Here is a 23,646-nt window from a genome sequence, read left to right as displayed (position 1 = left end):
ATTACATGAGTAAATTTCTTTTGTAATTAATTTGTTTGTTAAATATAAAAACGTAACAATTCTTCCACGACCGCGGAAGAATTGTTACGTTTCTTAATGTGTGCAGTTCGACTTGAAGGAGATGGCTGATCTCCCAGACACTCGATTTCCGAGTAAAAATCTGCTAAGATTCATCTGTTATGGAAGAAAAAAACATCCGCAATTTTTGTATTATCGCGCATATTGATCACGGCAAGTCAACGCTGGCTGACCGAATGCTGGAAATTACCAGCACGGTTGAAAAACGTGAGATGAAAGAGCAGCTCCTTGATCAGATGGATATTGAGCGTGAGCGCGGCATTACTATCAAGCTTGCACCTGTTCGCATGGAATACAGCAAACATATTTTGAATTTGATAGATACCCCGGGTCATGTTGATTTTTCATACGAAGTTTCAAGGTCATTGGCAGCTGTTGAGGGAGCGATCCTCCTTGTTGATGCTACTCAGGGCATTGAAGCCCAAACCCTTTCGACACTTTATGCGGCGATAGACCATGATCTCGAGATTATACCGGTTGTAAATAAAATTGATCTACCGGCAGCTCGTCCGGAAGAAGTTGCTCATGAAATTATCAAAGTTCTTGGTTGTCGTGAAAATGAAATTATCTATGCATCGGGAAAAACCGGCGAAGGAGTGGAAGAAATTTTGAAAGAAGTAATTGAACGCGTACCAGCACCCAATGATGAGGGAGAAGAGAAGACAAGAGCCTTAATTTTTGACTCGGTATATGACCCCTATCGGGGAGTAGTTGCTTATGTCCGGGTGTTTTCGGGCGAAATAAAAAATAATGACGAGATATTTTTGATGCAGACTAAAAGTGGGGGAAAAGTAGAGGAGTGTGGCTATTTTAAACCAAAATATTTCCCCCACTCTCCCCTATCATCGGGCGAAATTGGTTATATTGTAACCGGATTTAAAGAAGTTTCTGAAGCGTCTGTCGGCGATACCATTACGCAGAAAAAAATTCCAGCAGTCTCTCCCCTTTCGGGCTATCAAAAAGTTAAGCCGTTTGTTTATGCTTCGATATTCTGTACCGATTCGGACAAATATCCCGAGCTCAAGGAGGCAATCGGAAAGCTTAAATTAAATGACGGCTCGCTATCGTACGAGGCCGAGAGATCAGAAATGCTCGGCCATGGTTTTCGTTGCGGATTTCTTGGACTTTTACACCTCGATATCGTTCGTGAACGCCTTGAACGCGAATTTGACCTTGATCTTGTAATCACTAGCCCGACTGTTATTTATAAATTAACAATGTTGAATGGGGAGGCAAGGATCGTTGAAAAGGCAGCCGATCTACCAGCATCGCACGAATACCGCGAAATTTTTGAACCTTGGGCTACTCTCGAAATCATTACTCCGAAAGAATTCATTGGTGTAATCATGGATCTAACGCAAAGTAAGCGCGGAATTTACAAAAATACTGAATATTTTGATGATAATAGGGTGGTTATAAAGTATGAAATTCCGCTTGCTGAACTTATTATTGATTATTATGACCAGCTAAAAAGTATTTCTCGCGGGTATGCCTCTCTTAATTATGAGATGATTGATTATCGTAGTGCGGACCTATCTAAAATCGATATTCTGATTGCTGAGGATCGTGTCGACGCGCTGAGTTTTATTATTAATTCGCAAAAAGCACAGAAGGAAGCGCGAAGAATCGTTGAAAGATTAAAAGATCTTATTCCGCGCCAGAATTTCGAAGTTAAAATCCAGGTGGCAATCTCGGCCACAATCATTGCTTCTGAAAGAATTCCTGCTATGCGCAAGGATGTGACTGCCAAGCTATATGGAGGCGACGTCACTCGTAAGAACAAACTTCTTGACAAGCAGAAAAAGGGGAAAAAGAAAATGAAAATGATCGGTAAGGTAAATATTCCATCCGATGTTTTTATAAAAGTTCTAAGAAGTGAGTAAAAACAACGGCGCTCCAGCTTGTGAGCTGGAGCGACCGGTACTTCGTATTCTACTTCGATGTAGGTTGCGGTTCTTGCGGCTTTTCGGCCGCGTCTTGAGGATTTGTGCAGGGAATTTGAGCGATATAGTCTCTAACGTGAAAGCGCCGTTGACGATCGGTCTTCATTCCCAACAGGGTAGAAGTTGCAGCACCCAAGATTTCCTCATGAATCTTGGTAGCCACGCGTGGGGGTATTGCTGCGAGTACTTCGTCGTTGCATACCTCCCTCAGAGGTTCGGTCTGCTGTGCGTGCAGGATCAGCCCAAGGGATGCTAAGACATTCCCGGTCTGAACGATCATTTTGGCCGCAATCGTCAGATCTTCCTGGTCACTGTCGCACCGTTTCGCTCGACCACCAGTGTCCTGTCTTAGCAAGAGCCAAATCAGGACAATGCCGAATCCCGGATTGGGATTACTCGGCAACCGGTCGAGGATCTTCTCAATAGACTTTGTTACCGGCTCCATGCGCTCAGCCCCTTGTTTCGAAGTGTGCTATGATCATGGGACACGCGTAATAATACAATAAAATCATAAAATGTTCAAGTCCAATTCCAACAAAAAAACTCTGACGCAAGGTCAAAGTTTTTTTGGTGGATTGCCTGGGACTCGAACCCAGAACCAATGGCTTAAAAGGCCACTGCTCTACCATTGAGCTAGCAATCCAGAATTTAACTCATGTTTTTGTTCGCCAAAAACATACAGATTATAGCTTATTTTTGAGTCAGGGTCAAGGCTGGCTAATCGGCTTTCTCGATAAGATTAACCAATATAATAATGATCCAGTAAACCAATGCGCCGAAAAAAGCTGGCCAGAATCCTGTTACTGTAAACCCCTTGACTACTGCCGATGCTAGCCAGAACATAAGGGCATTTATTACAAGCGTAAACAAGCCAAGCGTAACCAGATTTACGGGCAGAGTAAGTATTATCATGATCGGCCGTATCACAGCATTGATCAAACCAAAAATCAACGCGGCAATCAAAGCTGACCAAAAGCCAGAAAATGAAACACCAGGCACTAGATATGCCGCAATTAAAAGTGCCAGAGTATTTATTATCCAACGCAAAAGAAAATACATCCTCACTCCTATTTCTTTTTAAAATTAAGGATGACAAGGGCAATCGGAGGGATAATTACCCAGAGTCCTCTCGTGCCATATAGAAAAGATCCTATCTTTGAAGCTGCCAATATTGCATCTCTTTTGTCTGGGGCCAGAAATCCAATGATTGACGAGACAATTAGTGCCATGTTTAGTGCGCTGTAAATAATAATTTCTAGGGGTGATAAATCACCACCAGATTTGGCGGTAGAATTTATTGCTCCTGATATGAAAAATGACGAGAGAAGCAGAAGAACGATAGAAATGGTCGAGGTTGAGGCATTTGAATGAATCCAAACCTGATTTGCTACTACTTTGTTGCCGTTAAAGAGGTCAAAAACGTATTGCGAAAAAGAGGACGCAATAACCAAGCCTATATATGTTGAGCACAAAAAGGTAATCGTTTTCTCACGACGCAAAATAAAGCCGTAAGCAATGCCGATAACAAATGCCAACCCAATAAAAACATCCCATGTGGGGAGTGGCATGAAAATTCCCTCCTAATCAAGAATAATTCGCTAATACCATTATCGTTCAAAGCTATTTTTGTGTCAACATAATAATCCAAATGATCTAAAACAAAAATGTAACAATTTTATCACGATCGTGATAAAATTGTTACAAATGTTAAAAAGAGAAAGTTTAGAAATTGCAAAATTGAGCGCGAAAGAGATTCTTTTAGCATTATTCGATGCCACGGTTATGCCTTTTTTTGAAGCAAGCCCCGTTTATAGAAAATCAGCTATGGCAGCAAAAGATGAAATCGAAAATTCTAAAATCAATCTACGCCAAAAGATCTATTATCTCAAAAAGCACGGATATATTGAATCATTTACCCGGGATAAAGAAAAATATCTTGAAATTACACCCAGGGGAATTAACCATATCAAAAAAATAATGACTTTTGATATTCGGGTGAAACGATCGGAGATTTGGGATCGAAAATGGAGAGTTGTAATATTTGATATTCCCGAGAAGATGCGGGATGAGAGAGATATTTTTCGTAAAGCAATTAAAAACGCTGGCTTTATTCAGATTCAAAAAAGCGTGCATGTTTATCCGTTTGAATGCACGCGGGAGATATCGGAATTATCTGAAAGGCTTGGAGTTTCTGAAAATGTCGTAATTATGATCTCGGAAATTTTTCAGGGAGAACAAAATATTATTGAAGAATTCATTGATCGTGGAATTTTGTTTAAGGAAGATTTGATCTCAGAATAAAACGTAACACTTTTTACGCGGTCGCGGAAGAATTGTTACGTTTTTTTGCTATCAATATTAACTTATGTGCTTTGTTTTTGAACGACAAACCCGAGAATGTACATGGCGAAAAATATATTTTGGATATATAATGATCTGGAATATTAACACGGAGGATATATGGAAGTGGATAAATTCATCGACCTAACAGATAAGGTTGCCATCGTAACAGGCGGGGCAATGGGGATTGGTCTGGGCATTACTGAACGATTAGCAAGATCTGGCGCTAAAGTTTTAATTGCTGACATGAACGAAGAGGCCGCTGCCGAGAGCGCACAAAAGTTAAATTCGCAAGGATATGTAACAAAATCAATAAAAACCGATGTCTCGAGCAAGGCTGACGTAGACAAAATGATTGAAGCAGCCATCTCTGAATTTGGTAAGCTTGATATTTTAGTTAATAATGCCGGCATATACCCCATGAAGCCATTTTTCGAGCTTACAGAGGAGGATTGGGATAAGGTAATGGCGGTAAATCTGAAGGGAACATTCCTTTGTACTCAGGCAGCAGCAGAGAAAATGGTGAACGGAGGTAAAATTGTTGACATCTCTTCAATTGCTGGCTTCGTTGGATTTTCCGGACTTGCTCACTATTGCGCAACAAAAGGGGGTATCAATGCCTCTATCCGCGCTATTGCGGTCGAGCTTGCGCCAAAAAAGATAAATGTGAATGCAGTAGCTCCGGGTGCGATTGAAACCCCAGGTGCAAAATCAGACGATACAACAAAACAACAAACTATCTCGGCCATTCCGTTGGCACGCATGGGCCAGCCGGAAGATATTGCAAATTTGGCTGTTTTTCTTTCTTCAGGCAAAGCTGACTACATCACTGGCCAAACCATTATTGTAGACGGTGGCTGGACACTAAGATAAATCTATTTTGAAACGATGAAATTCATCCAAATTTTATTTTCTTCTTCACAACCTATATCTTCAGAATAATCAATTATTCTAAATCCTATTTTTTCTAACTGCTCCCAGAGCTCTTCTTTTGTAAATTTATGCCTAAACCGTTTTGATTTATCCTTGAAATTATTTTTTGAAAACATCCCTTCCTCGGAATTCCGATGCTTAGTTGTAGAAAAATAAACCTTTCCATCATTTTCTAGTAAATCTTTTATTTTATTTAATACCCTAAATAAGTCTTGTTTCGGAAAAAGATGGATAAAGGCAATTGCCAATATTCCCGTAAAACTTTTATCAAATTGGTGGCTCAAGAAATCATCTGTAATTATTTTTGCCTTGGGTGCGTTGTTTGAAGCAACTCGGGTCATCTCTGGCGAAATTTCAATAGCCGTTACATTATAACCCAGCTCAGATAGCAGCATGCTCATATTTCCATTGCCTGGTCCAATATCCAAGATATTGATGTTACTGCTCGGTGTCGGTAAAAATGAAACAAACCTCTCAACGACTCTTTTGTCGGAGGACAGACGGCTTCCAATCTTATCCTGGAATTCTTTTGCAAGGCGATCGTAGGTTTCTTTATTAAGTTGTAAATAATCTTTCGACATTATTTCCAATATAGAACTATAAAACTGACGAGGAATGCCAGGGCAATTATCAGGTTGATGACAATGCCGGCGATGGAGCCCAATATCGATCCGGTGCCGGATTTTACTGATTTCGTGACTGATTTTTTTGAAAGCATTACCTCGAAAATTATCACTCCCAGAAACATTCCAATGAAAATTCCAAATGGTGGAAAGACAAAAAGACCAATTAATCCGCCGATAATTCCTCCAATCGTGCCGTATTTTGAAGCACCAAAAAGTTTTGCACCCATAATCCCCGAAAGATAATCAATGAATAATGAGGCTAAGGTCAAAGCGGCAAAAAAAAGTATGTTCCACCCGGTTATTCGATGGAAGCGGTCAAAAATTGCATAGGCAAGGACTGTAATGAACATAAAAGGAATTCCCGGTAAAACCACCAAAAACGTGCCGGCGATTCCGGCAAGAAGAAACAACAAAAGTAGAATAAATATTGTGATAGTCATGTGCAAATATTATATCGATCTTGTGAAAAAGAAAAAAGGATCAGCTGATCCTTTTTTCTAAATTGACGTGATTTTACTCGCCTTGTCCCATTGTGACAACTTGTTTTACTGCAACCACCAAACCGGAGGCGCCTATAAATGAAATCAGATTAGTTAGGATTGATTCGCCAAGGCCATAAAGCGAACCCAGTGCAGACAGCGCTTCTAAAATTCCAGTACCCATAATAAGGAGAGCAATTACGGCAATTAAATATCTTTCGGATTCTCTGGCGCGTATATTCATAAATCCTACAACCAAACCCAAGATTGCCAAAATTGTAAGAACATACGGAATTGTGAAAAATCCTGCTGCTACTGCCAATACCATTCCAGCGACAAACGCCCACCTGCCAAAATGAACATTCCCCATGTTACCTCCGCGTTTAGATTTAATATTTCAACCATATTCTAGTTCATAAAATAACAAAAAGCAAAATTCTAACCCCTAAATCCTAGTTTGGGATTTAAATTTTATGAAATACTCAAAAATTGAGTATTTCATATCTTACTCTCCCAAATGGAATGCGATCAGGCGCTGTGTCTTTTGCGGGGAAAAGCGAGCCGGTAAACAGCGTGCTTGCACCAAACTCATCATTCACCTCATCCATCGCTTCGGAAATCCGTCGTGAACGCTCTATTTCTGAAAAGATCGAGATTTGCCGCCCCGTCTGCCGAGATAAATTGAAGGCAGAGACGGCAACATAAAGCGGTGTGCGCCAAATTTGGCAATTTTTAAGTAGACTTTTTACTTCCAGGAGAAATGTCCGATTATCAGAAAAAGCGGTGCACTTTTTGGTCTTGTGAAACCCTCCGCCTTCCATAAAACCAACAGAAATAGCAACCCCGGCAGCAAAGTAGCCCTGATTGCGAAGCCGATAGCCGGATTTTGCTACTAATTTTTCGATCACTGCCACTGCTTGATTACGAGTCCTGAAATCCGGTGGTAAAACATGCGAGTGCCCGATGGTTTTAGTCTTGACTTCAAATTCATCAATATTATATCCACGCAATCGGTAATACCAGGTTTTGCCAATGTGGCCGAACATTCGCGACATGGAAACTAAATTTGCTTGAAAAAAATCAGAAGATGAGTATATACCACGATGCGCTAGCTGGGCTTCCATTCTGTGATTAATTCCTGGTAAATCACGCAATCTTAAATGTTTGTAAAATTCATCTAGTTTATTTAACTTTATAACAGTAAGGCCGTCTGGTTTTTTTGACTCTCCGGCTACCTTTGAAAGAAAATAATTTGGACCGATACCGATTGAACACTTTAGGTAGTCGCCACTTTTTGTGATTCCGTTCTTCAGACTTTCCGCCATCTTGAGCGAATTTACTTCTGAACAATCACTGCCCGTAAGATGAATTAAGAATTCGTCAATCGAAAGGGGAGTGACATACGGAGAGTGAGCCTTCAAAACTTTCAAAATTTCCCGGTGATAGAGCTGATAAAGCGCTGGTCGTGCCTCGATAATTTGGATTTTGGGGCATTTTTTTCTAGCATCGCGGACCAGGTCCCCCGTCCCCACTCCCCAATCCTTGGCCTCGTATGAACGCGCAATTACGCAGCCGGTTGGGCCGGTATAGGGCGTGATACCGACAGGTTGGCCGCGAAGAGGTGGGTTGACCTGCTGCTCAATAGAGGCAAAATAAGCGTTCATATCGAGAAAAAGAGTTGAAAAATCTTTGGGTTTTTTCTTTAGGTCCATGCTAGAACTATACCGAACAAATACCGAACATGCAATGTGGATAAATCTAGTACATTTATTCTTTAATTTTCACAATGTCATCTTCGCCTAAATACTTACCCCGTTGGACCTCTATGATTACCAAATCAGATTTGCCCCTATTGCTAACGCGATGTATCGCTTCTTTTCGGATGTAAATGTCATTACCGTGGTTAATTTTAAGGGTAGAACCATTTAGTGTAACGGTTGCAGTGCCCTCAAAAACAAACCAGTGTTCAGATCGATGTTTATGTTTCTGTAAACTTAATTTAAGGCCAGGTTTTACAACCATTTTCTTTACCTTGAATCCGTCACCGGTTGACAAAACCTCCCAGCTGCCCCAGGGACGATAAGCAAATCCGATGTGGTTGAAGGCCTCCGGGAGCAGCCCGTCCGAAGATAAATTGGATAGAGCCTCGACTGCGCCATCAGGGCCATCTTTTTCTGAGACAAGTCCATTTCGATTTTTTACTGCCCTTATCACTTCCGGGTGGGCATCAGCAAATGTTACAGGGGTTCCAAACTCGAGCATCTCAAGATCGTTGACACCATCTCCAAATGTGAAAACTTGTGCATCGGATGACTCAGTCAAATTTTTAAAATAATATTCCAGGGCCTTACCCTTGTTCACCTTTGAATGGAAAACGTCAATCGCCCCGTCTTTGTAGTGTTTAATAGCTAAGTCTGGATCATTTAACGCTTTAGTAATCCTCTTTGCTAACGCCGGAGTTTTATCAAGATCTTCCATAAATATGGTAACAATAGTTTCTTTTGCTTCCTCGGCAAATTTATTGCCTTTGATTTCGGACAAAATTTTCTCTTTATGTTTTCTGACTTTTTCTCCATCCGGATTTTTATAATGAATTTTCATCTTCCGCCAATCGTAAATGACGCCGCCATTTTCAGCAATTATATGCGAAGTACTTTCAATTCCGAGGCTGCGCGCCATTCCGGCCAAATATTCTTTGTTCTTTCCGGAACAAAGAATTTGTTTTATTCCCGCCTTGTCTATACCTTTTATCACCTTTTTTAATTTCTCTGGAGGTGACTGAAAGGGCTGTGCCAATGTGCCGTCCACATCATAAAAAATGTAAGTTTGTTTTTTGATTTCCATTATTTTGATCCTAAAAGTATAACTTATACGATAATATACGATAAATTATACAGATAAAAATTTATTTAGCAAATGTGGGCAATATCTATTTCAAATAAAAATGTAGGAATTTTATCGCGATCGTGGCGATTTTCCTACATTTTTAATTTCAGAAAAATTATTTCAATATTTTCTTAAGATAAGTGCCGGTATGAGAAATTTCTGACTTGGCAATTTCTTCGGGAGTGCCCTTGGCGATAACTTTTCCACCCTTGTCCCCGCCTTCTGGGCCCATGTCTATGATATAGTCAGCTGATTTAATTACATCAAGATTGTGTTCGATCACAAGCACAGTATTGCCTTTGTCCGCAAGCGCATTCAAAACTTTCAAAAGCCGCCCCACATCATCAAAATGCAAGCCGGTTGTCGGCTCATCGAGAATGTAGAGGGTTTTTCCAGTTCCGCGCCTAGCAAGTTCGGTAGCAAGCTTAATTCGCTGAGCTTCGCCGCCAGAAAGAGTTGTTGCTGGCTGTCCGAGCTTAACATAGCCCAAACCAACTTCACTTAAGACCACAAATTTTTGGTATATATTCGGAATATTTTTGAAAAATTCTGTTGCTGCCTCAACTGTCATATCTAGCACATCGGCAATCGATTTACCTTTATAATGAATTTCTAAAGCTTCTTTATTGTATCTTTTGCCCTTACATTCCTCGCAAGTTATATATACATCGGGCAAAAAGTGCATTTCTATTTTAATAACGCCATCACCGCGGCACTTTTCACAGCGTCCACCTTTGACATTAAAGGAGAATCTACCAGGCCTGTAACCGCGCATTCTTGCTTCCTGGGTGCTAGCAAAAAGTTCCCTGATTGGGGTAAAAGCCCCAGTATAAGTTGCGGGGTTGGAGCGTGGAGATTTACCAATTGGAGACTGATCAATATCGATAATCTTGTTCAAATTTTCATATCCAACTATTTCCTTGTGTTTTCCAGGAAGTTCTTGAGATCGATGAAATTTATGCGAAAGATCTTTGGCTAGGATATCATTGATCAATGTTGATTTGCCTGAACCCGAGACCCCTGTGACACAAACAAAAGCGTTTAATGGAATTTTCACGTCAATATTTTTAAGGTTGTTTTCCTCGGCTCCGATAATTTCCAGAAAATTTCCCGAACCGCTTCTGCGGATTTTAGGTATGTCAATTTTTTTTCTACCAGACAGATAATCAGCCGTCACAGATCCATTCATTTTTTTCACCTCGCTTGGTGTGCCTTGGCACACAACATTTCCGCCGTGCTCACCGGCACCAGGACCAATATCAATGAGATAGTCTGATTCTTCCATTGTTTCCTCATCATGCTCGACTACAATAACGGTATTTCCGAGATCTCTTAGATTTTTAAGTGTTGTCAAAAGCCTTCCGTTATCGCGCTGATGTAAGCCAATCGAAGGCTCGTCCAATATGTATAAAACACCCATGAGGCCAGAACCAATTTGGGTTGCCAGGCGAATTCTTTGTGCTTCTCCACCTGCTAGGGTGGCAGCATTTCGATCGATGGTCAAATATGGTAAGCCAACATTAATTAAGAAATTCAGACGCTGGGAAATTTCTTTAATAATTTGCTTGGCAATATTTTTTTCACTCTCAGTAAGTTTTTTATCAAGTGAATCAAAAAAAGCAGCCGAATTTTCAATCGTCATTTGAGAAATTTCAACAATATTTTTGTCATTAATTTTTACACCCAATACTTCCGGACGCAATCTGGCTCCACCGCATGATGGACAAGTTTTTACAACCATGTATTTTTCAATTTCTCGTTTTACATAATCGGAATCAGTTTCTTTATAACGTCGCATTAAGTTGGGTATGACACCTTCATACTTTGTAATATATCCTCGGACATTGAATTCTTCTTCACCTGTGCCAAATAAAATTACCCTCAGATCATCTTTGCTCAGGTTCTTAATAGGTTTACCAAGGTCAACCTTGTGTGCGCGGGCAGCAGCTTCCATAATTCTAAAATACCAGGTTGAATTCGAAGTCGAACGAATCCATGGGCGAATTGCTCCCTCCAGAATTGATAATTTTGGGTTAGGCAAAACTAACTTCGGGTCAATTTCCCGGCGAGTGCCGAGTCCTTGGCAATAAGAACAAGCGCCATGAGGAGAATTAAAAGAAAATGATCGCGGCGCTAACTCTGGCATTGAAATGCCACAAGTAGCGCAAGCGAAATTCTCGCTATAAAACTTTGATTTATCGGTTTCAAAGTTATAAACGGTAAGTTTCCCACCCGAAACTTCGAGAGCCTTTTCTATAGAATCAAAGAGGCGCTTCCGGTTTGATTCGTCAATACCTTTTTTACCTCGAGCAAGGTCGAGGGGTTCAATAATAAGGCGATCGACGACAACATCAATGGAGTGTTTTTTTTGTTTATCGAGCTCAAGATTCTCAGCTTCCTCAAGGTCCATAATTGTGCCGTCAAGCCGGACGCGAGCAAAGCCGCCGCGTTTAATTTGTTCAAAAATTTGCTTGTGTTCACCTTTTTTATCAGTAATAAGTGGTGCTAAAATTGCTATTCGGCGAGTGTTATTTCCTGATTTTGAAACCTGCTCTGTAATCTCAGAAACCGATTGACGAGAAACTGGTTTGCCGCAATTCGGGCAATGTGGAATTCCAACCCGGGCAAAAAGTAATCTTAAATAATCATAAATTTCAGTGATTGTTCCCACGGTTGATCTTGGATTTCTAGACGCTGACTTCTGGTCGATCGAAATGGCCGGAGATAATCCTTCAATATAGTCAACATCTGGCTTTTGCATTATGCCCAAAAATTGCCTTGCATAGGATGACAAGCTTTCAACATATCTTCTCTGGCCTTCGGCGTAAATCGTATCAAAGGCGAGGGAAGACTTGCCCGAACCGGATAATCCGGTGATCACAACAAGCTTATTCCTTGGTATATCAAGGCTTATATTTTTTAAATTATGCTCTCTGGCACCATGTATTTTGATTTGATCCATATATACTTTCTGATTCGCAAAAATCTATGCAATTATACACCATTTGTCAAGATTCTTCAAGGGTTATAATCATCCATTTGTGATCTTTCGGATTTTCGAATATACTTTTTTCGAGGCACCGACAACATTGCAAAGGAAGTGAGTCGATGAGTAAGACACTGCTTCTGCCCAAAAAACTCATCGTCGCTTCTGGCGCGATGGGGATGACAGGCATGGGTTGGATTCCACTGCAGCGGATTTATTACTGGATGGTCGCAATGATTCCGGTACTAAAATCCGTCACCTACCTACCTAACAAAGGCAATCCTCCGTGGAAAGCCCTCCGTATGCTGTGGGGAATGGAAAGTTGTGTCAATGCTATGGCCCTCGGTAACAAAGGGTTATTGCATCTTCTACTGGTCATTCTTCCTAGGCTGCGGCACGACGTAATCGTATCACTTCATGCCAAGTCTCCGGCCGAAATGGCTATGATGGTTCGGCTTGTGAGAAAATACCACAAGCTTCATCCGGAGTGGTTCAGGCACGTTCTGGCGTTCGAGATTAATCTCTCATGCCCGAACGTCGCCGAAGCCATCGACTTCTTGGGAATCCTGAGGGTTGCCAGGTTCCTCCCACGACCTGTCATTGCCAAAATTGCCGCTGACGAGCGGCAAATAAAGGCAGTTGCTTGTGCAGCGAGACAAGGTTATATACAGGCCGTGAGCGCTATCAATACCGTTCGCTGGGAACGCATCTTTGGGAACAAACCCTCCCCGCTCGAGCGATGGCTCGGAGTAAAAGGCGCCGTTTCGGGAAGCAAGATCCAGAAGATTGCCCGCGAAACGATCACGACTTTGAGGAGTGTTTTGCCGAAGGGATTCCCCATCATCGGCGGCGGCGGCATAATGCGCTATCGTGACCTCTACCGCTTTCGGCGAGCCGGAGCCACATATTTCTCCCTTGGCTCCGTGCTAACGCAGCACCTATTTCTTACTTTGTTCCTTTTCCTCTGGATACGGATCTGGGGGTTACCAGACACTGACTGACCGCTCGCCCCTGGTATGGGCGAGCGGTACAAGTTTTATCAACATATTTATCCCCTTCTTTGAAAATTTATCTGTGATATGATTTAGTAAAGAAAATAGTAAATACTAATCAATCATAAGGAGCAAAATGGAAGCCCAACAAGCAGACACAATCATTGGTGTGGATGTCAGCGTCAAGGGGAACTTGAAAAACAAGGGTTCGATTCAGATCAATGGTAATGTCGAGGGGGAGATTAAGAGCGATGAAAATGTGACCATTGGTTCTTCTGCGAGTGTGAAGGGTCCGGTGATGGCCAAAAATATTTTGGTTTCGGGCAAAGTTGATGGGGTGGTGGAAGCGACTGAAAAAGTTGAGCTCGATCCGACCGGAGCGGTTTCCGGCGATATTAAAACCAAAACCCTGATTATTCGCGAAGGTGCAATTTTCAATGGAAATAGTATTATGGCTGGTGCCAAAGAAACCCCTGGAAAAACTGAAAAAGATGAACTCAAAGATGAAGTAATAGCCGAAAGCACTCCCAAGGCAGGCTTCTGGGATAAAAATAAAAAGTAGTTTCTAGTTTCTAGTGACTAGTTGCTAGGTCATTCAAGAATATTTCCTGCGGTTTTAGTTATTAGATATTAGTTTTTAGATATATTGATGTACTACTATATTTTTGATCCGAAAAAATGTAAGAAGAAAACTCAGGTTGAAGCAATCAAGGACCAGCTTGCCCATATTGGTATTTCTGGTGAATTCACTTATGTAACTGGTGTGCAATCAGCTTCAGAGCTTGCTGAGATTGGACTGCGAAAAAAATATTCAACAATCGTCGCGGTTGGTTCTGATGATATTATAAATCAAGTAGCTGACAAAATGGTTGGTAAACCAGAAGCCATGGGAATAATTCCACTCGAGGCATCGGCCGAAATCGAAAATGTTATCGGGGTTAGAAATCCAAGAGATGCTATCGATGTTCTAAGATTTCGCAGAATCAAAGAGATTAATCTTGGCATGACTGGAAACAGAAGGCATTTTATTACATCTGCCGAGCTCGAACTTAAGAAATCCACGGAAATTACGATCGAATTCAAGGGTTATCTAGTTCAGGCAAAAGTCAGCAAAATGACGATTTCAAATATTGAACCCAATGTGAAAAAACCGAAACCGGAATATTTGGACGTAACAATCCAATCTGATATTCAACATGAAAATGGTATTCTGGAAAAAATATCAGGTTTGTTTACATTGAATAAAATACTTGAAAAAAATATTAGCACCTTTCGCGCAAGATCGATGAGAATTTTTACCAATAAGTCGGTATTTATAACATCGGGAGGGTCAGTAATATCAAAAACTCCACAATATATCGAAAGTACGGATGAAAAATTGAGGTTAATTGTTGGTAAGCATATTGAAGATTGAACTTGGGTATCGAAAAATTTGCACTGAGAAATCTGGATTTTCAAAGCCAGTTTCCTAGTTTTTCACATCTCTTTTTTCACATCTCTTTTTTCTATTAATTGTTTGTTGACTTTTCGCCAACTTTTTGTTATTCTTAGGGCTGCAAAAAGGAAAAAAGGAGTTCAGAATTAGCAAGAACAGATTTATCCGGATCAATGAAAATATCCGGTTCTCACCGCTTCTTGTCATAGACGAAGAAGGAAACAAGCTCGGGGAAATATCCAACGCCGAGGCTATTAGCCTTGCCAAGGAAAAAGGGCTTGATCTTGTGGAGATAAATTCTACTTCTCGCCCGCCTGTATGCAAAATTATGGATTTTGGCCGCTATAAATACGAATTGGCTAAAAAAGACAAAGAAAACAAAGCCAAACAAAAAGAAACCGGCCTAAAAGAGATACGCCTTACTGCCAATATCGGTGACCATGATATTGAATACAAAGCAAAACAGGCAAGGGAACTTTTCGACAAAGGATTCAAAATCAAAGTTTCAATGCGTCTCCGTGGCAGGGAGAATGCCTTTGTAGGAAATGCGATTAATGTATTTGATAGATTTTCACAAGCTTCTGGCCTTATTTACGAATCTAGGCCTGGTAAACTAGGAAATATGCTAAATGCGATGGTTAAGGGAATTAGAGAAGAATCAAACGAATCGGAAAAAGAGGATTAGACATGCCAAAACTTAAAACTCACAAAGCAACAGTAAAACGAGTCCGAAAAACCGGATCTGGTATTTTGATGCGAGACAAAGCTGCGGTTTCCCACCTCCTTACCCATAAATCTGATCGCAAGAAGGTGCCGCAAAGAGTTACAACTGCAGATATCAAGAAAGTTAAAAAACTTGCCCCATACCTATAAAGGAGAACAATGAGAGTAAAACGTGGCACGGTAAGACATGCCAAACACAAAAAAATTATCAAAGCGGCAAAAGGATATACTGGACGAAGAAAGTCCGTTTTTAAGCTTGCCAAGCAAGCAGTCCTTAAGGCTGGTAAGTATTCATATCGTGACAGACGAGTGAAAAAGAGAGAATTCCGCTCACTTTGGATCGTCCGAATCAATGCATTTCTTTCAGACAAGGGGATTTCCTATTCCGAGTTCATACACAAACTTGCCGAGAAAAAGATAGATCTAAACCGCAAAATCCTTGCTGACCTTGCCAAAAACAATCCTGAAGTAATGGAAAAGCTGGTCGCCGAAGTAAAATAAGAACCAATTTCAGATATTTGCAAAAAACCGCCGAGATCTATGAGGCGGTTTTTTGATTCTCAAATTTACCACTATAATAGAGTTATGAAGAAGAAGATTAATATATTGGTTATCGGTGGTGGCGGAAGAGAACATGCACTGGTTTGGAAAATTGCCCAATCCCCCAGAGTCGCAAAAATTTTTGTCGCACCCGGAAACGGCGGAACAGCTAAGCTGGCATCAAATATTGATATTAAGTCGACAGACTTTAAGGCATTGATCAATTTTGCAAAAAGTAATCAAATTGGCCTTACGATTGTTGGTCCCGACGATCCGCTCGCCCTAGGAATAGTCGACTCATTTCAGAAGGCCGGATTGAGAATCTTTGGCCCTAGCAAAAAAGCCGCGCGGATTGAGTCTTCAAAAATCTTTTCGAAAAACTTGATGAAGGCTGCTTCTGTTCCCACCGCTAAATTTAGGACTTTTAATAATTTTGAGAAAGCTTTGTCTTATATTAAATTACAAAATATGCCGATTGTTATTAAAGCAAACGGCTTGGCTTTGGGTAAGGGCGTTTCAATCTGCAATAGTCTAGAAGAGGCAAAAGCTGCTCTTAAAAAAATAATGGTTGAGAAAGCTTTTGGCGCCTCCGGAGATTCGGTTGTTATCGAAGAATATTTGGGATCGGACCAGGAACTTTCTATCCATTGCATAACCGATGGAAAAACTTCAGTTATTTTCCCAACCTCACAAGACCACAAACAAATTTTCGATGGCGATATAGGTCCGAATACTGGCGGAATGGGAACTTATGCTCCTGTGCCTTGGGCAGGAAAGGATTATCTTAAATGGGCAGAAAACAAAGTGATTAAGCCAGTTTTAGTAGGGCTCAAAAAGAAAAATATTGAATATGCCGGTTGCTTGTATCCCGGGTTGAAATTGACGAAAGACGGACCGAAAGTTCTCGAGTTTAATGCCAGATTTGGCGATCCAGAAACCCAATCATACATGCGGCTGCTCGACTCTGATTTGATCGAAATTATTGAGGCTTGTATCGATGGCAAATTAAAAGATCTGGATGTGAAGTGGAAATTGGGCTTCGCAGCCTGCATAATAATTGCCTCCAAAGGTTACCCGGCTAGTAAGTCAAAAGAGATTCCGATCGTTGGCATTGATGGAGCGGAAAAAATTCCGAATGTTGTTGTATTTCATTCCGGAACGAAAATCAAAGATGGTGGTATATGCACCTCTGGCGGAAGAGTACTTGGTGTGACAGCAACCGGAAAAACTCTAAAACAAGCTCTGGATAGCGTTTACCAGGCGGTTGATCAAATAAAATTTGAGGGAATGCAATTCCGTACTGATATTGGAGCAAAAGCTTTTTTGAAATCTAAGAAGTCTTGTTTGTAAGTTTATTTCCAAACAGGATTGTCAGAATTATCAAGAATGCCCCGAAGCAGATCGATATGTCAGAGAGATTAAAAGCGGGGAACCGAAATGGCAGGCGGAAATAATCGATCACGCCGCCGTAGAATATACGATCGAGTAGGTTGGAAATACTGCCGGCGAGAATTAAGCCAATTCCGAATTGATACCGACGAATGAGAATAAAAGCAAAGAGAATCAAGATAATTATTGCAATATTAAGCACAAGTAATCCGGTAAAACTGCCAAAAATAAAATTCTTATTGAGTAAAAAATCTGCATGCCAGATTGCAAAATAGTCTGCCAAGAAAAAGCAGACTATTTCTACAGCAACTATCAGATATGGGATTATTTTTTTGAATCTTTGTAACATTTCACACACAGCTCGGCATACGGCATTGCCTCAAGCCGGCCCTCTTCTATTGCTTCGCCACAGCTTTTGCAAGTGCCATAAGTGCTGTCATCAATCGCTTTAAGTGCATCATTTATTTTTTTCAATAAAAATTTTAATTGCTCTTCTATTGATAAATTACTTTCAAAATCCGCCATTTCCATTGCATTGTCATCCTCACTCTCGCCATATTCCGGAAATTTGTTCAGTTCTTTTATTTTTGTTTCAAGCCTTTCCTTCTCGGCAAGAAGGGATTTCTTTTGTTGCTCCAAAAAGTTTTTTTCAAGCATTCCTGGCTCCTTTTTTCCTGAAACTAATTTGTTTAATAAATAAGATACAAGCAAATGCAAAAATTACAATTAATATTATCTGGCTTATGGATAATCCAATAAAAATCTTATCCTCAGCCCTATAGAATTCAATAAAAAATCTGCCCAATGAATACATGGCAAGAGCTTGAGCGGCAATAACCCCGCTCTTTATTCTTGAGTTGCCCAGCATGAAGAAAATAAAGAAAAATGCAAAAATGATCAGATTCCATATTGCTTCAAATAAAGTGACCGGATATAAGCCATTAATCGCAAACGATCCTGTTGCGGCAATTCCTGCTAGCTCACCGGATAGAAATGATCCAAATCTTCCAACTGCCAAGCCTAAAAGTGCCGACACAATCAAAATATCAAGCCAAGGGAGAATTTTTTCTTTGGTACTTCTTACGATTAGGATAAAAGCAATAATGCCGAGAATGAAGCCGCCATATGAGATTAAACCGCCTTGCCAGATTTTGAAGATATCTACAAAGCTTGAAAATTGTGAATGGTATATTATATAAAATGAAATTCTGGCTCCGATAATCCCAAATAATGCCGTATATACTATATAATCCAATAAATATGCAGCTTGCTTACCGGAGGAGCGAGCCATGAAAAACATCGCTAGGCACGAAAGAAGAACCCCTATTACTAGGAATGCCCCGTAAGTATAAATGGTTGCCGAACCAATTTTAAAAAGTGAAATTCCTATCATATAACAAAAAAACGATTTTTGTCGCCCACCATCATTATACATTAAGGTTGACCAATGATGTCAATAAAAGATAAAATGGTTAGGAATGAATTAAGTGTGAAGGAAATCAGTGGAAAAGAAATTCGAACAAAATGGTGAAGAGCTAAATAACATGCCAATAGAAAATCAGCCAGCAAGGGATTTTTTATATTTTCTATGGGATCTTCTTAAAACCGGAATTGTTGTATTTGTTATTGCTTTCGCAATTCGGTATTTTTTGATCCAGCCTTTTGTGGTTGAGGGTAGCTCAATGATGCCAAATTTTATCGATACAGAGTATTTACTTGCTGAAAAGCTGACTTATTCCTTATATCAGCCAAATCGTGGGGATGTAGTGATTTTTAAATATCCCAAAAACCCTTCAGTCAATTTTATCAAACGGGTTATCGGACTTCCTGGTGAAACGGTTACAATAGAAAACAATACTATTAAAATTATTAATAATGACCATCCAAACGGCTTTATGTTGGACGAATCGGCTTATTTGCCATCCGGAACACAAACAATAACCGGAGAAAAAATTTACTCGATCACTTTAAGAGATAAAGAATATTTCGTCATGGGCGACAACAGAGAACATTCATCTGACTCGCGTGAATGGGGGGTTTTGCCCAAAACAAATATCATCGGTCGTGCTTGGCTCATTATCAAACCGCTTGACCGTTTTGGGATAGAGCATAGAATCTCTTACGTCGCAAATTAAGCTATTTTTTGATCTTGATCCAGTCAATAAAGATTGGCGAGCCTTCGTATCCGTAAGAATCACGGATGCGGTTTTCAAGAAATCTCTTGTGCGAGAAGTGAAGTTTTTCTTTTTTCCAAATTTTTGCTTTGAAAACCGGAGGGTTGGTTCGCTCGAAATATAGTTCCTTTATGTATGAAAGCTCGGGATGAGTCGCTTTTCCATTTTCTAGAATTTCTTTTAGAGTTTCATTATCAGCTTCAATAAATCGGCTCTCAAAAGCTTTGATTGCTTGATTCATCATCTCTCTGATATGAGTTTCTTCCTTGGCTGAGATAAAAACTACCGGCACCCAGGGCATAAAATTGAGTGAATTTGTCAGGGCGCCGAGGAATCTTGCCATCTCTTCTTCGGGGTTTTTCCATTGATCAATTTTATTTACGGCAACAACAATCGATTTGCCAAGCTCTTTGGCCTCACCCAGGATATTCTGATCTATTGATGCCATTCCTTCTATCGCATCGATCATATAAACCACGACGTCGCTTTCTTTGACCGCACGAAGAGAACGTAGGAGTGCGTAACTTTCTATTGAATCGTAGGGAATTTTACTCTTCCTTCTGATTCCTGCCGTATCTGTGAGTTTAATTTTCTTGCTTTTGTAATTGACAATATGTTCTTCAGCATCGCGGGTTGTGCCGGCGATATTGGAAACAATCATTTTTGGAGATTCGGCAATTGCATTTAGAAGTGTTGATTTACCGCAGTTTGGCCGACCAATAATTGCCAGGCTGAAATCAGATTTTTTATTTCCTTCAGTTTTTTTTGCATTTTTGGGAATAAGATCTGAAATTGTCTCAAGTAGGTCGCCTGATCCTTTTCCGGAGATTGCTGAAACTGGTACAAGATCAGGAAAACCGAGACGACGAAAATCCAATGCTTTTTCACTTCTCTCGACATTGTCGGCTTTGTTCACTGCCAAAACCACAGGTTTTTTGGCTTTTCTCAATCTTCGGGCAATTTCAATATCTTTTGGATCTATGCCGGTGGTCGAATCGACAACAAATATTATTAAATCAGCTTCTTCGAGAGCAAGATCGACTCCGATCAGAGCAGCATTTATTAGTTCATCTTTTCCTGCTGCCGCAATTCCGGCAGTATCGATCAGTATATACTTATTACCTTGCCAAGAAAGATCTCCGTATAGGCGATCGATTGTTGTGCCAGGGGTAGGCGTTTCAATTGCTTTTCTCTTCCCGATCAGGCGGTTGAAAAGCGTTGATTTGCCGACATTTGGTCGTCCGATTATTGCAATAATGGCTTCTTTGCGCATATGATTATTATGAATGATTGAATCAACAAATAATAGCACATATCGGGATTTTATTCAATCCCGAAAGGATGACAAATGATTGTTTTCGCTGCTTTTGTTCCTCACCCACCACTCCTTATTCCGGAAATTGGCAAAGAAAGTCTAAAAGAAGTTAAGCCAACTGAAGAAGCGATGTTAGAGCTCTCAAAAAGGTTTGAAGAAAATGATATTGATTCAGTTCTAATCATTTCACCTCATGGGAATTTAAATCCATACGCGATGACTATTGGAATGGCTCCCAGGTTTTCCGGTAATTTTGGAGAATTTAATGCCCCAGAAATCTCGATGTCATTTCCCGGCAATATTGAGCTTTCAAATAATATTCTTAATGGTGCAAGAAAAGAAAAAGTGCCGGCTGAAACACAAAATCACGATGATGGTTACTATGTTTTAGACCATGGGGTTATGGTTCCGCTTTACTTTTTAACCAAAGATTCAGCAAAAATTGAAATTGTAACGATTGGATATTCGATGCTCGATCGCGCGGCCCATTATTCGTTTGGGGAAATAATCGGTAAAATTTGCGAAAAAGATGAGAGGCGCATCGCAATTATTGCTTCCGGCGATTTATCCCACAAACATCAAAACAATTTTGGCGGGATCGATGGTGCTCCGGAAAAATTTGACAATCTTGTTAGAAATAGCCTGCAAAAATTCGATCCGGAAAAAATTATCTATGCAGACGAAGATATGCAGGAGGCTGCAGGAGAGTGTGGTTATCGATCGCTTTTAATTGCGCTGGGCGCTATTGCTCAGAAAAAAATTGAACCAGAGGTCTTATCGTATGAGCATCCTTTTGGTGTTGGTTATCTGGTAGTAGACTTTCAGGTATCCGAATGATTGCTCAAGTTGTACCAGAAATTAGAACTGCAAAAGAAAAACAATTCTACTCTTATAATATTCCAGAGGATTTTGTAATTAAAATTGGCTCAATAGTATATATTCCGTTTGGTGATAAGAAAATTCGCGGTGTTGTGATTGGTTTGAATAAGGAGAAGCCAGCATATAAAACCAAAGACATCGAAAGGGTTGAAGAAAAATTTTCATTGCCGAATCACTATATCGATCTTGCAAAATGGATTTCATCTTACTACCTTTGTTCTTTGGGTGAGTCAATTTCATTATTTATGCCACCTGTGATTAGCCGGCCCCGTATGGAAGAAACAAACGTTAATTGCGATATCAAAACAAAGACACTTTCAGAAGAACAAAAGAAAATATTTGAATCATTGAAAGCAAAATTTGCTGACAAGAATAAAAAACCAGCGCTCCTCTATGGTGTAACAGGTTCGGGAAAAACCGAAGTTTATATTAAACTGGCTGAGGAGGCTAGAAAATCAGGCAAACAAATAATTGTTTTAGTGCCAGAAATTATCTTAACCCCGCAAACGGTTGAAAGATTTTCCGAAGTTTTTGGTGACGATATTTGCCTCATGCACTCAGGACTTTCGGATTCGGAAAAATATTATTGTTATAAAAATTTTTACGAAGGCAAAAAAGGAATTATTATCGGGCCACGATCAGCGCTTTTGGTTCCATCAAAAAACCTCGGTTTAATTATTGTTGATGAGGAGCAGGAGGAGGCTTACAAGCAGGACCATGCGCCAAGATACCATACTGGAGAGGTCGCAGAGGTTCTGGCAAAAAAAACCAATGCTCTTTTAGTTTTTGGAAGCGCTACGCCAAGAGTCGAATCATTCTTTAGGGCCGATTCTGGCATATATGATCTTTTTGAGCTTAAATCGCGATATCAAAAATTGATAATGCCGGTAGCAGAAGTTGTTGATTTGAAATCTGAAATGCGGTCCGGTAATTATTCACCGATTTCAGAAAGGATGCAAAAAGAAATTGCAAAAACCCTTTCAAACAAAAAACAAGTTCTCCTGTTTTTAAACCGGCGCGGTCAATCGACATTTACCTCCTGTCGTGAATGTGGCGAGGTGATAAATTGTTCAAACTGCGATATCCCGCTGATTTCTTACGGATCAGGAAAATACGAAAATCTTCGTTGCCATCATTGTGATTATTCAATTTCAACACCGTCTAAGTGCCCAAATTGTAAAAGCTCGAAGATAAAGTCATTTGGTTCAGGAGTAGAAAGAATTGAGGCGGAAATATGCAAATTATTTCCCAGGGCCAGAATTTTTCGGGTGGATTCAACGACAATTAAAAACAAGAAAGACCATAAGAAGCTTTATCGGGATCTGAAAGATCACAAAATTGATATCGTCATCGGAACCCAGATGCTTTCGAAAGGATTTGATATTCCGGGGATAGACCTTGTCGGAATAATTTCCGCTGATGTTGGCCTGCATCTTCCGCAATTTCGTTCGAGTGAAAAGACTTTTAGAGTCATAACTCAGGTTTCCGGCCGTTCTGGCCGAACCCATAATGTCGGCCGGACGATAATTCAAACCTATTGGCCCGGGTCAAGGGCGATTAAATATGCTGCAACTCATGACTATAAAAAATTCTATTCTGAAGAAATCAATCATCGAAAAAAACTAAATTATCCTCCATTTTCACACATTGTTCGAATCGTTTCCGAGGACAGAAATGAAAAAAGAGCCCGATCTGAAATTGAAAAAATCACGAAAGAGCTAGAGATTTCTGGCATAGAATTTATCGGTCCCGGCATGTGTTTTTTTCAGAAATTAAACAACCGATGTCGGCTTCATGCCATAATAAAAATATCAAAATTACCCAGTGAAAAATTGGCCGCAATTTATCATAAATTTCCATACGTCATCTGGGACGTAGATCCGATCGATATGCTATAGAATAAACTGGATTTAAACCTAATAACTTTG

General features: G+C 40.3%; 27 protein-coding genes and 1 tRNA gene. 14 read left to right on the top strand and 14 right to left on the bottom strand.

Annotation, left to right across the window (positions count from 1 at the left end; translation table 11 throughout):
• The first annotated feature begins 179 nt into the window (after window positions 1–179).
• Window positions 180–1,961, top strand: coding sequence for a translation elongation factor 4 (gene lepA / locus WC080_02400; protein MFA7244113.1), 1,782 nt, complete (start codon window positions 180–182; stop codon window positions 1,959–1,961).
• Window positions 1,962–2,010: 49 nt separating this feature from the next.
• On the opposite strand, the gene WC080_02395 is transcribed toward lepA, so the two are convergent.
• The 4 genes from WC080_02395 to WC080_02380 form a co-directional block, all read right to left on the bottom strand.
• On the bottom strand, window positions 2,011–2,466 hold the full coding sequence (locus WC080_02395; protein MFA7244112.1) for a hypothetical protein: 456 nt from the start codon (window positions 2,464–2,466) through the stop codon (window positions 2,011–2,013).
• 123 nt (window positions 2,467–2,589) lie between these two features.
• A tRNA-Lys gene (locus tag WC080_02390) sits at window positions 2,590–2,664 on the bottom strand.
• A gap of 74 nt (window positions 2,665–2,738) precedes the next feature.
• The gene (locus WC080_02385; protein MFA7244111.1) at window positions 2,739–3,080 is read right to left on the bottom strand and encodes a phage holin family protein; all 342 of its coding nucleotides are present in this window, start codon (window positions 3,078–3,080) and stop codon (window positions 2,739–2,741) included.
• 8 nt (window positions 3,081–3,088) lie between these two features.
• A complete protein-coding gene (locus WC080_02380) occupies window positions 3,089–3,589 on the bottom strand; it encodes a hypothetical protein (GenBank protein MFA7244110.1) in 501 nt (166 codons plus the stop codon).
• Between the two features lie 136 nt (window positions 3,590–3,725).
• On the opposite strand from WC080_02380, the gene cas2 reads away from it, so the two are divergent.
• Together cas2 and WC080_02370 are read left to right on the top strand one after the other, a co-directional pair.
• Entirely contained in the window at window positions 3,726–4,322 is a 597-nt protein-coding gene (gene cas2 / locus WC080_02375) for a CRISPR-associated endonuclease Cas2 (protein MFA7244109.1), read from the top strand.
• A gap of 159 nt (window positions 4,323–4,481) precedes the next feature.
• Entirely contained in the window at window positions 4,482–5,234 is a 753-nt protein-coding gene (locus tag WC080_02370; GenBank protein MFA7244108.1) for an SDR family NAD(P)-dependent oxidoreductase, read from the top strand.
• 2 nt (window positions 5,235–5,236) lie between these two features.
• On the opposite strand, the gene WC080_02365 is transcribed toward WC080_02370, so the two are convergent.
• Together WC080_02365 and WC080_02360 are read right to left on the bottom strand one after the other, a co-directional pair.
• The gene (locus WC080_02365; protein MFA7244107.1) at window positions 5,237–5,875 is read right to left on the bottom strand and encodes a methyltransferase domain-containing protein; all 639 of its coding nucleotides are present in this window, start codon (window positions 5,873–5,875) and stop codon (window positions 5,237–5,239) included.
• The gene (locus tag WC080_02360; protein MFA7244106.1) at window positions 5,875–6,270 is read right to left on the bottom strand and encodes a DUF456 domain-containing protein; all 396 of its coding nucleotides are present in this window, start codon (window positions 6,268–6,270) and stop codon (window positions 5,875–5,877) included. The genes WC080_02365 and WC080_02360 overlap by 1 nt, the downstream gene beginning before the upstream one ends.
• Here WC080_02360 and WC080_02355 point away from each other — a divergent pair.
• Window positions 6,263–6,421, top strand: coding sequence for a hypothetical protein (locus WC080_02355; protein ID MFA7244105.1), 159 nt, complete (start codon window positions 6,263–6,265; stop codon window positions 6,419–6,421). The two genes, WC080_02360 and WC080_02355, sit on opposite strands and share 8 nt — an antisense overlap.
• 12 nt (window positions 6,422–6,433) lie before the next feature.
• Here WC080_02355 and WC080_02350 read toward each other — a convergent pair whose 3' ends face one another.
• From WC080_02350 to uvrA, 4 genes are all read right to left on the bottom strand, one after another.
• Window positions 6,434–6,769: a hypothetical protein gene (locus WC080_02350; GenBank protein ID MFA7244104.1), complete on the bottom strand. Its 336-nt coding sequence runs from the start codon at window positions 6,767–6,769 to the stop codon at window positions 6,434–6,436.
• Between the two features lie 112 nt (window positions 6,770–6,881).
• A complete protein-coding gene (locus WC080_02345) occupies window positions 6,882–8,111 on the bottom strand; it encodes a DNA polymerase (GenBank protein ID MFA7244103.1) in 1,230 nt (409 codons plus the stop codon).
• Window positions 8,112–8,166: 55 nt separating this feature from the next.
• Complete coding sequence (locus WC080_02340) at window positions 8,167–9,243, bottom strand: HAD-IIB family hydrolase (GenBank protein ID MFA7244102.1); 1,077 nt, start codon at window positions 9,241–9,243, stop codon at window positions 8,167–8,169.
• A gap of 157 nt (window positions 9,244–9,400) precedes the next feature.
• Window positions 9,401–12,247 carry an excinuclease ABC subunit UvrA gene (gene uvrA / locus WC080_02335; protein MFA7244101.1) on the bottom strand — a complete coding sequence of 949 codons (2,847 nt, stop codon included), beginning with the start codon at window positions 12,245–12,247 and terminating at the stop codon, window positions 9,401–9,403.
• A 146-nt stretch (window positions 12,248–12,393) separates the two neighbouring features.
• Here uvrA and WC080_02330 point away from each other — a divergent pair, with 146 nt between their 5' ends.
• From WC080_02330 to purD, 7 genes are all read left to right on the top strand, one after another.
• Entirely contained in the window at window positions 12,394–13,272 is an 879-nt protein-coding gene (locus tag WC080_02330; GenBank protein MFA7244100.1) for a hypothetical protein, read from the top strand.
• Window positions 13,273–13,399: 127 nt separating this feature from the next.
• Window positions 13,400–13,825, top strand: coding sequence for a polymer-forming cytoskeletal protein (locus WC080_02325; GenBank protein MFA7244099.1), 426 nt, complete (start codon window positions 13,400–13,402; stop codon window positions 13,823–13,825).
• Window positions 13,826–13,912: 87 nt separating this feature from the next.
• Window positions 13,913–14,677 carry a diacylglycerol kinase family protein gene (locus tag WC080_02320; GenBank protein MFA7244098.1) on the top strand — a complete coding sequence of 255 codons (765 nt, stop codon included), beginning with the start codon at window positions 13,913–13,915 and terminating at the stop codon, window positions 14,675–14,677.
• Window positions 14,678–14,801: 124 nt separating this feature from the next.
• A complete protein-coding gene (gene infC, locus WC080_02315; protein MFA7244097.1) occupies window positions 14,802–15,383 on the top strand; it encodes a translation initiation factor IF-3 in 582 nt (193 codons plus the stop codon).
• 2 nt (window positions 15,384–15,385) lie between these two features.
• Window positions 15,386–15,571: a 50S ribosomal protein L35 gene (locus WC080_02310; protein MFA7244096.1), complete on the top strand. Its 186-nt coding sequence runs from the start codon at window positions 15,386–15,388 to the stop codon at window positions 15,569–15,571.
• Window positions 15,572–15,580: 9 nt separating this feature from the next.
• A complete protein-coding gene (rplT, locus tag WC080_02305; protein MFA7244095.1) occupies window positions 15,581–15,922 on the top strand; it encodes a 50S ribosomal protein L20 in 342 nt (113 codons plus the stop codon).
• Between the two features lie 84 nt (window positions 15,923–16,006).
• Window positions 16,007–17,311 (top strand): phosphoribosylamine--glycine ligase, encoded by a 1,305-nt coding sequence (gene purD / locus WC080_02300; GenBank protein MFA7244094.1) that lies wholly within the window; start codon window positions 16,007–16,009, stop codon window positions 17,309–17,311.
• On the opposite strand, the gene WC080_02295 is transcribed toward purD, so the two are convergent.
• Genes WC080_02295 through WC080_02285 form a run of 3 tightly spaced genes read right to left on the bottom strand, consistent with a single transcriptional unit; the run spans window position 17,292 to window position 18,743 of the window.
• Window positions 17,292–17,699: a signal peptidase II gene (locus WC080_02295; GenBank protein MFA7244093.1), complete on the bottom strand. Its 408-nt coding sequence runs from the start codon at window positions 17,697–17,699 to the stop codon at window positions 17,292–17,294. The genes purD and WC080_02295 overlap by 20 nt on opposite strands.
• The gene (locus WC080_02290) at window positions 17,675–18,007 is read right to left on the bottom strand and encodes a TraR/DksA C4-type zinc finger protein (protein MFA7244092.1); all 333 of its coding nucleotides are present in this window, start codon (window positions 18,005–18,007) and stop codon (window positions 17,675–17,677) included. Before WC080_02290 ends, WC080_02295 begins: the two co-directional genes overlap by 25 nt.
• The gene (locus WC080_02285) at window positions 18,000–18,743 is read right to left on the bottom strand and encodes a prolipoprotein diacylglyceryl transferase family protein (protein MFA7244091.1); all 744 of its coding nucleotides are present in this window, start codon (window positions 18,741–18,743) and stop codon (window positions 18,000–18,002) included. Before WC080_02285 ends, WC080_02290 begins: the two co-directional genes overlap by 8 nt.
• Window positions 18,744–18,852: 109 nt before the next feature.
• Here WC080_02285 and lepB point away from each other — a divergent pair, with 109 nt between their 5' ends.
• A complete protein-coding gene (lepB, locus tag WC080_02280; GenBank protein MFA7244090.1) occupies window positions 18,853–19,485 on the top strand; it encodes a signal peptidase I in 633 nt (210 codons plus the stop codon).
• Between the two features lies 1 nt (window position 19,486).
• Here the strand turns inward: lepB and der are convergent, their stop codons facing one another.
• Complete coding sequence (gene der / locus WC080_02275; protein ID MFA7244089.1) at window positions 19,487–20,797, bottom strand: ribosome biogenesis GTPase Der; 1,311 nt, start codon at window positions 20,795–20,797, stop codon at window positions 19,487–19,489.
• 75 nt (window positions 20,798–20,872) lie between these two features.
• Here der and amrB point away from each other — a divergent pair, with 75 nt between their 5' ends.
• A complete protein-coding gene (amrB, locus tag WC080_02270) occupies window positions 20,873–21,676 on the top strand; it encodes an AmmeMemoRadiSam system protein B (protein MFA7244088.1) in 804 nt (267 codons plus the stop codon).
• Window positions 21,673–23,616 (top strand): primosomal protein N', encoded by a 1,944-nt coding sequence (priA, locus tag WC080_02265; protein ID MFA7244087.1) that lies wholly within the window; start codon window positions 21,673–21,675, stop codon window positions 23,614–23,616. Before amrB ends, priA begins: the two co-directional genes overlap by 4 nt.
• Window positions 23,617–23,646 lie beyond the last annotated feature (30 nt).

This window comes from Patescibacteria group bacterium (genome assembly GCA_041674405.1).
Lineage (GTDB): Bacteria > Patescibacteriota > UBA1384 > XYA2-FULL-43-10 > XYA2-FULL-43-10 > JBAYVT01.
Note: the sequence above shows the minus strand (reverse complement) of the source record. Positions and strands in the feature narration are given on the sequence as shown.

Coding starts and splice junctions, on each gene's coding strand:
- WC080_02290 (MFA7244092.1), bottom strand. CDS start 18,007: ATGCTTGAAAAAAACTTTTTGGAGCAACAAAAGAAATCCCTTCTTGCC.
- lepA (MFA7244113.1), top strand. CDS start 180: ATGGAAGAAAAAAACATCCGCAATTTTTGTATTATCGCGCATATTGAT.
- amrB (MFA7244088.1), top strand. CDS start 20,873: ATGATTGTTTTCGCTGCTTTTGTTCCTCACCCACCACTCCTTATTCCG.
- rplT (MFA7244095.1), top strand. CDS start 15,581: ATGAGAGTAAAACGTGGCACGGTAAGACATGCCAAACACAAAAAAATT.
- WC080_02295 (MFA7244093.1), bottom strand. CDS start 17,699: ATGTTACAAAGATTCAAAAAAATAATCCCATATCTGATAGTTGCTGTA.
- WC080_02360 (MFA7244106.1), bottom strand. CDS start 6,270: ATGTTCATTACAGTCCTTGCCTATGCAATTTTTGACCGCTTCCATCGA.
- WC080_02365 (MFA7244107.1), bottom strand. CDS start 5,875: ATGTCGAAAGATTATTTACAACTTAATAAAGAAACCTACGATCGCCTT.
- WC080_02345 (MFA7244103.1), bottom strand. CDS start 8,111: ATGGACCTAAAGAAAAAACCCAAAGATTTTTCAACTCTTTTTCTCGAT.
- priA (MFA7244087.1), top strand. CDS start 21,673: ATGATTGCTCAAGTTGTACCAGAAATTAGAACTGCAAAAGAAAAACAA.
- WC080_02380 (MFA7244110.1), bottom strand. CDS start 3,589: ATGCCACTCCCCACATGGGATGTTTTTATTGGGTTGGCATTTGTTATC.
- der (MFA7244089.1), bottom strand. CDS start 20,797: ATGCGCAAAGAAGCCATTATTGCAATAATCGGACGACCAAATGTCGGC.
- WC080_02285 (MFA7244091.1), bottom strand. CDS start 18,743: ATGATAGGAATTTCACTTTTTAAAATTGGTTCGGCAACCATTTATACT.
- WC080_02320 (MFA7244098.1), top strand. CDS start 13,913: ATGTACTACTATATTTTTGATCCGAAAAAATGTAAGAAGAAAACTCAG.
- purD (MFA7244094.1), top strand. CDS start 16,007: ATGAAGAAGAAGATTAATATATTGGTTATCGGTGGTGGCGGAAGAGAA.
- WC080_02330 (MFA7244100.1), top strand. CDS start 12,394: ATGAGTAAGACACTGCTTCTGCCCAAAAAACTCATCGTCGCTTCTGGC.
- WC080_02325 (MFA7244099.1), top strand. CDS start 13,400: ATGGAAGCCCAACAAGCAGACACAATCATTGGTGTGGATGTCAGCGTC.
- WC080_02370 (MFA7244108.1), top strand. CDS start 4,482: ATGGAAGTGGATAAATTCATCGACCTAACAGATAAGGTTGCCATCGTA.
- WC080_02310 (MFA7244096.1), top strand. CDS start 15,386: ATGCCAAAACTTAAAACTCACAAAGCAACAGTAAAACGAGTCCGAAAA.
- WC080_02385 (MFA7244111.1), bottom strand. CDS start 3,080: ATGTATTTTCTTTTGCGTTGGATAATAAATACTCTGGCACTTTTAATT.
- WC080_02340 (MFA7244102.1), bottom strand. CDS start 9,243: ATGGAAATCAAAAAACAAACTTACATTTTTTATGATGTGGACGGCACA.
- WC080_02355 (MFA7244105.1), top strand. CDS start 6,263: ATGAACATAAAAGGAATTCCCGGTAAAACCACCAAAAACGTGCCGGCG.
- WC080_02395 (MFA7244112.1), bottom strand. CDS start 2,466: ATGGAGCCGGTAACAAAGTCTATTGAGAAGATCCTCGACCGGTTGCCG.
- WC080_02350 (MFA7244104.1), bottom strand. CDS start 6,769: ATGGGGAATGTTCATTTTGGCAGGTGGGCGTTTGTCGCTGGAATGGTA.
- uvrA (MFA7244101.1), bottom strand. CDS start 12,247: ATGGATCAAATCAAAATACATGGTGCCAGAGAGCATAATTTAAAAAAT.
- cas2 (MFA7244109.1), top strand. CDS start 3,726: ATGTTAAAAAGAGAAAGTTTAGAAATTGCAAAATTGAGCGCGAAAGAG.